This is a genomic window from Enterovibrio sp. FF113 (genome assembly GCF_041439165.1).
In the GTDB taxonomy this organism is placed as follows: Bacteria; Pseudomonadota; Gammaproteobacteria; order Enterobacterales; family Vibrionaceae; genus Enterovibrio; species Enterovibrio norvegicus_A.
In genome coordinates, this window is sequence record NZ_JBGONO010000004.1 from 216,622 (window position 1) to 223,071 (window position 6,450).

The window sequence follows — 6,450 nt, forward strand, 5'->3', positions numbered from 1 at the left end:
GTAAGCGAATGAGAGAAATGTGGTTTTTATACCAACGGAGTAACTAATGAAATCAGTTTTTAAAATGTCATTGCTGGCGGCCACCGTTGCACTGGCCGTAGGTTGTCAAGAAGACGCGAAAGAAGAAACCGTGAAAGTTGAAGCGCCTGTCGCTGTTGAAACCGTTACATTCGCCACTGAAGATGACAAAGCCGCCTATGCAATTGGTGCTTCGTTAGCGCAATATTTAAAAGCAAATCTTGAGCAACAACAAGAAATTGGTTTGGCACTAAGCTCTGATCTGGTTCTTCAAGGTGTACAAGACGCCTTTGCTGATCAATCAAAATTGAGTGAAGAAGAAGCACAAGTGGCATTGCAAGCGCTAGATCAGCGTGTTGCAGAAATGGCGCAAAAGCAATCGCAAGAGAAAGCAGCGGTTGCAGTGAAAGCTGGCGATGAGTACCGCACACAGTTTGCGAAAACCGATGGTGTAACCACCACAGACTCTGGCTTGATGTACATGGTTGAGAAAATGGGTGACGGTGAGAAACCAGCAGCGGAAGATACCGTTGTTGTGCACTACAAAGGCACCCTGACTGACGGTACGCAATTTGATAGCTCTTACGATCGTAACCAGCCAGCGACTTTCCCACTCAACCGCGTGATCCCAGGTTGGACAGAAGGTGTTCAGCTAATGCCTGTCGGTTCTAAGTTCAAATTCGTGATCCCTTCTGAGTTGGCATATGGCTCGCAAGACACGCCTGCTATTCCAGCAAATTCAACGTTAGTGTTTGATGTTGAGCTGCTAGAAATCAAAGGTAAACCAGCCGCTAATTAATACCGCCTTAAAGCGATAGCATTGGAACACTAAAAACCCCGACGTCTGTCGGGGTTTTTACATCTTTTGAACCAAGTCTGTTAGACTTATCGCTAGATTTTAAAGATTGCAGATTTCGTTTATCTTTTGTCCGTTGATGAGCGAAAACTAACAAAAGGAAAATAGGCCTGTGGTATCAACAGACAGTTTCGGTTCAGATGTGATCGTCGACAGTGACTTTATCGAAAGTAATCCTTTTACCGAACAAGACAACATTATCCTAAAATCCTATGAAGCCGTGGTTGACGGGTTAGCTGCATTGATTGGCCAACACTGTGAAATCGTGCTGCACTCACTGGAAGACTTGAATACGTCAGCGATTAAAATTGCCAACGGCGAGAATACTGGTCGTCAGGTTGGCTCACCTATCACGGATTTGGCGCTACGTATGCTGCGTGATATCGAAGGATCTGAACGCAACTTCTCCCGTGCTTATTTTACGCGTGCCAAGGGCAACACTCTGATGAAATCCATCACGGTGGCTATTCGCAATGGCGAAAATCGTGTCATTGGACTGCTTTGTATCAATATCAATCTGGACGCTCCTTTTTCTCAGGTATTGCAAGCATTTATGCCAACCGAAGAAGCACGTCAGGCGGTTTCTGCGGTTAACTTTGCCAGCGACGTTGACGAGTTAGTGGACCAAACGGTTGAACGCACCATCGAAGAAATCAACGCAGATAAATCCGTATCCAATAACACCAAGAATCGTCAGATCGTTATGGAATTGTTCGATAAAGGTATTTTCGATATCAAAGATGCGATCAACCGTGTGGCAGACCGTCTCAATATTTCTAAGCACACTGTGTATCTGTATATCCGTCAGCGTAAAGGTGAGGATGAGGAAAGATGACACTAGATTACGTCATCGTGGTGAGTGCGCCCGTATATGGCCGACAATCGTCACTGACAGCCTATCGATTTGCTAAGGCGCTAGTGGAGAAAGGGCACACATTATCGCGTGTCTTTTTTTATCAAGATGGTGTGTCTAATGCTTCATCGCTAACCGTGCCTGCCAACGATGAGTTTGATTTGGTCGTGGCATGGCAAACGTTGGCAAAAGAAAACAATACCGAACTGGAAACGTGCGTTGCCGCTGCGCTGCGTCGTGGACAAGTGAGCCAAGATGAAGCCAAGCAACATCAGTTATCGTCATCCAATATGGCAGATGGCTTTTCGCAGGCTGGGTTGGGTGCGCTGTCAGAAGCGATGCTTACTGCCGATCGCGTTGTGCAGTTTTAAGGTTCGAACATGAAGAAACTTGGATTTGTCTTTTCATCAGCACCGCATGGATCTGCAAGTGGGCGTGAAGGGCTTGATGCCGTTTTGGCTACCTCAAACTACAGTGAAAATCTTGTGTTGTTCTTTGTGGGTGATGGTGTCTTGCAACTTCTCTCGCATCAGCAGCCAGCTGACATTTTATGTCGTGACTACATTTCAACATTTAAAATGTTGGCACTTTGCGATGTTGAAGACATCTATGTTTGTGAAGCATCGTTGAGTGAACGCGGCTTGAGCAAACCATCGTTAGTTGTCGATGTCGATATCACAACGCCAGAAGTGATCGCTGAACAATTAGCTCAGTGTGCCAAAGTACTTCAGTTCTAAAAGTGCTCCAGTTTTAAAGGACAGACGATGCTTCATACAGTCAGTACTTCTCCTTTTTCGTCGTCATCGTTGAGCAATTGTTTGCGCTATTCTGACCCAAACAGCGAGATCTTATTGATCGAAGACGCTGTGATCGCCGCAATTGACAGCGGGGAGTGGCAAGAAGCGTTGACGTTGTCAGGACGTCGTATTTATGTTCTTCATGACGATGTGGTGGCGAGAGGCTTAAGTCGGGAAATTAGTAAGGATTTCGAACTTGTTGATATTAAAGGTTTTGTTTCGCTAACGGAGCAGCATGTCACGCAAATGAAATGGTGAATATTGTCTCTTTCGACTAGCGTAAAAGCTCAGGATAGCAGCGTTTACAAATTGCTCGATGCAAAGATCGTTGTATAAATCTTGACACCCAAATAGACGACGCCTAAAATTTCGCGTCCCTACTTCTGTGGGGCATAGATTTTTCACACATATACGTAAGTAATATCAGGAGCTATTTAATGGCAACTATTAACCAGCTGGTACGTAAGCCACGCATCAAGCAAGTTGCGAAAAGCAACGTGCCTGCGTTGGAAGCGTGTCCGCAAAAACGTGGTGTTTGTACTCGTGTTTACACTACCACGCCTAAAAAACCTAACTCGGCTCTACGTAAAGTTTGCCGTGTTCGCCTGACCAACGGTTTTGAAGTTACTTCATACATCGGCGGTGAAGGTCACAACCTGCAAGAGCACAGCGTTGTTCTTATCCGCGGCGGTCGTGTAAAAGACCTTCCAGGTGTGCGTTACCACACCGTTCGTGGTGCACTTGACTGTGCAGGCGTTAATGACCGTAAACAAGGTCGTTCTAAGTACGGTGTGAAACGTCCGAAGTCTTAATGGAATCCGTTAAGTAAGGCCAAACACTAATTAATTTGTAATTTTGAAAAAACTGAAAAGTTTTGGATAAAACCTGAAGAAGACAACGGAGAATTCCATGCCACGTCGTCGCGTAATTGGTCAGCGTAAAATCCTTCCGGATCCTAAGTTCGGATCAGAGCTGCTGGCAAAATTTGTAAACATCGTAATGGTTGACGGTAAAAAGTCGACTGCAGAAAAAATCGTTTATGGTGCACTAGAAATCATGGCTGAGCGTTCTGGTAAAGAACATCTGTCTGTGTTTGAACTAGCTCTTGAAAACGTACGCCCTGCGGTAGAGGTTAAATCTCGCCGTGTTGGTGGTTCAACTTACCAAGTACCAGTAGAAGTACGTCCGGTTCGCCGTAACGCACTTGCTATGCGTTGGTTGGTTGAAGCAGCGCGTAAGCGTGGTGAAAAATCTATGGCTCAGCGTCTAGCTAACGAAATGTTAGATGCATCTGAGAACAAAGGTACTGCTGTTAAGAAACGTGAAGACGTTCACCGTATGGCAGAAGCGAACAAAGCGTTTGCTCATTACCGCTGGTAATACCTTTTTAGGCGCGGCTTCTGCCGCGCCTAAACCCAATTCCAAGATCGACCTGAGTAAGAGGATACTACTGTGGCTCGTAAGACACCTATTGAGCGCTACCGTAACATCGGTATTTGCGCGCACGTAGACGCAGGCAAAACTACAACAACAGAGCGTATCCTGTTTTATACCGGTCTATCTCATAAGATTGGTGAAGTGCACGATGGTGCGGCAACCATGGACTGGATGGAGCAGGAGCAAGAGCGTGGTATTACCATTACCTCGGCTGCGACTACAACCTTCTGGCGTGGTATGGATGCACAATTCGCTGAGCATCGCATCAATATCATCGATACCCCTGGACACGTTGACTTCACGATTGAAGTTGAGCGTTCATTACGTGTATTAGATGGTGCAGTCGTTGTATTTTGTGCAGCGTCCGGCGTTGAGCCTCAGTCTGAGACTGTTTGGCGTCAAGCCGACAAATATCAAGTCCCTCGTATGGTTTTCGTCAATAAGATGGATCGTACAGGCGCAGATTATTTGCGCGTAGTTAATCAAATTAAAGATCGACTAGGCGCTAACCCTGTTCCAATTCATTTGAATATTGGCGCAGAAGATGAGTTTCGCGGTGTAATCGACCTGATCAAAATGAAGGCGATTAACTGGAATGAAGCTGATCAGGGTATGACCTTCAGTTATGAAGAGATCCCTGCAGACATGCAAGAGCTGGCTGAAGAGTGGCATCAGAATCTGATAGAAGCCGCTGCTGAAGCAAATGAAGAGCTGATGGATAAATACCTCGAAGACGGGGAATTGACAGAGGCCGAAATCAAGCAAGCTTTGCGTGAACGCACGATTAACAATGAAATCGTACTGGCAACTTGTGGTTCTGCATTTAAGAACAAAGGTGTTCAAGCGGTGCTAGATGCCGTTGTTGAATACCTTCCTTCTCCGGTTGACGTGACAGCAATCAAGGGTGAAGACGAAGATGGCAATGAGATCGACCGTCATGCAGACGATAACGAACCCTTTGCAGCACTAGCATTCAAAATCGCCACTGACCCATTCGTGGGTACATTGACCTTCCTGCGTGTTTACTCAGGTGTGGTTAACACTGGCGACACAGTTTATAACTCTGTGAAGCAAAAACGTGAGCGATTTGGACGTATCGTTCAGATGCACTCAAATAAACGCGAAGAGATCAAAGAGATCTGCGCGGGTGACATCGCTGCGGCAATTGGTCTGAAAGACGTGACGACAGGTGACACGTTATGTGCACTAGAATCTAAAGTGATTCTTGAGCGTATGGAGTTTCCTGAGCCTGTTATTCAGATTGCCGTTGAGCCACGCTCACAAGCTGATCAAGAGAAAATGGGTATCGCGCTGGGTAAGCTGGCAGCAGAAGATCCATCATTCCGCGTCGAAACGGATAAAGAGTCAGGACAAACCCTGATCTCTGGCATGGGTGAATTACACCTCGACATCATTGTCGATCGCATGCGTCGTGAGTTCAGTGTGGAATGTAATGTAGGTAAGCCGCAGGTGGCATATCGCGAAACTATCCGTGGAAGTGCTGAAGTCGAAGGCAAATTCGTCAAGCAGTCCGGTGGTCGCGGTCAGTATGGTCATGTATGGATCAAACTGGAGCCATCTGAACTAGGCGAAGGCTTTGTCTTCGTTGATGAAATCGTTGGTGGTTCAGTACCAAAAGAATACATCAGTTCTGTTGGTAAAGGCATTGAAGAGCAAATGAGTAGCGGTGTACTCGCCGGTTACCCAGTGCTTGACGTGAAAGCGACGTTGTTCGATGGCTCTTACCATGATGTTGACTCTAACGAAATGGCGTTTAAAATCGCTGCATCTATGGCCTTCAAGAAAGGTGCGCTTGAAGCGCAACCTGTTATTCTTGAGCCAATGATGAAAGTGGAAATCACCACTCCAGAAGACTGGATGGGTGATGTAGTGGGTGACTTGAACCGTCGCCGTGGTTTGATTTCTGGTATGGATGAAGGTCCTGCTGGTTTGAGAATTATTCGCGCACAGGTACCGCTGGCTGAGATGTTTGGTTACGCAACTGACTTGCGTTCAGCGACTCAGGGCCGCGCATCTTACTCTATGGAATTTAGCGAATACGCTGATGTTCCAAAGAATGTTGCTGATTCAATCATCGCACAGCGTTGTTGATTAGTAACTTTGATGCTGGCATTGTTCGCCAGCATTGATAAAAACTTCTGATCGCACTTACGACGGTAGGTGCGGCTCATAACTAGGAAGGAACACGATCGTGTCTAAAGAAAAATTTGAACGTACGAAACCGCACGTTAACGTTGGTACAATCGGCCACGTTGACCACGGTAAAACCACTCTAACTGCTGCTATCTGTACTGTACTGTCAAAAGTATACGGCGGTTCAGCACGTGACTTCGCATCTATCGATAACGCTCCTGAAGAGCGTGAGCGCGGTATCACTATCTCTACCTCACACGTAGAATACGATACTCCTTCACGTCACTACGCACACGTAGACTGCCCAGGACACGCCGATTATGTTAAAAACATGA

General features: G+C 46.3%; 9 protein-coding genes. All 9 read left to right on the plus strand.

Features of this window, described 5'->3' with window-relative positions; translation table 11 throughout:
- Positions 1-46: 46 nt before the first annotated feature.
- A complete protein-coding gene (fkpA, locus tag ACED36_RS04975) occupies positions 47-817 on the plus strand; it encodes an FKBP-type peptidyl-prolyl cis-trans isomerase (RefSeq protein WP_016962001.1) in 771 nt (256 codons plus the stop codon).
- A 169-nt stretch (positions 818-986) separates the two neighbouring features.
- Complete coding sequence (locus ACED36_RS04980; protein WP_017002710.1) at positions 987-1,709, plus strand: transcriptional regulator; 723 nt, start codon at positions 987-989, stop codon at positions 1,707-1,709.
- Complete coding sequence (gene tusD / locus ACED36_RS04985) at positions 1,706-2,098, plus strand: sulfurtransferase complex subunit TusD (RefSeq protein WP_016962003.1); 393 nt, start codon at positions 1,706-1,708, stop codon at positions 2,096-2,098. The genes ACED36_RS04980 and tusD overlap by 4 nt, the downstream gene beginning before the upstream one ends.
- A gap of 9 nt (positions 2,099-2,107) precedes the next feature.
- A complete protein-coding gene (tusC, locus tag ACED36_RS04990; RefSeq protein WP_017002711.1) occupies positions 2,108-2,464 on the plus strand; it encodes a sulfurtransferase complex subunit TusC in 357 nt (118 codons plus the stop codon).
- 27 nt (positions 2,465-2,491) lie between these two features.
- The gene (gene tusB / locus ACED36_RS04995; RefSeq protein ID WP_371732865.1) at positions 2,492-2,782 is read left to right on the plus strand and encodes a sulfurtransferase complex subunit TusB; all 291 of its coding nucleotides are present in this window, start codon (positions 2,492-2,494) and stop codon (positions 2,780-2,782) included.
- A gap of 179 nt (positions 2,783-2,961) precedes the next feature.
- Entirely contained in the window at positions 2,962-3,336 is a 375-nt protein-coding gene (rpsL, locus tag ACED36_RS05000; protein ID WP_002535163.1) for a 30S ribosomal protein S12, read from the plus strand.
- Between the two features lie 97 nt (positions 3,337-3,433).
- Positions 3,434-3,904 carry a 30S ribosomal protein S7 gene (rpsG, locus tag ACED36_RS05005; RefSeq protein ID WP_016962006.1) on the plus strand — a complete coding sequence of 157 codons (471 nt, stop codon included), beginning with the start codon at positions 3,434-3,436 and terminating at the stop codon, positions 3,902-3,904.
- Positions 3,905-3,976: 72 nt separating this feature from the next.
- Positions 3,977-6,073, plus strand: coding sequence for an elongation factor G (gene fusA / locus ACED36_RS05010; RefSeq protein ID WP_016962007.1), 2,097 nt, complete (start codon positions 3,977-3,979; stop codon positions 6,071-6,073).
- Positions 6,074-6,173: 100 nt separating this feature from the next.
- Positions 6,174-6,450: GTP-binding protein (locus tag ACED36_RS05015; protein WP_371732866.1), on the plus strand; the 277-nt coding region annotated here is incomplete at its 3' end.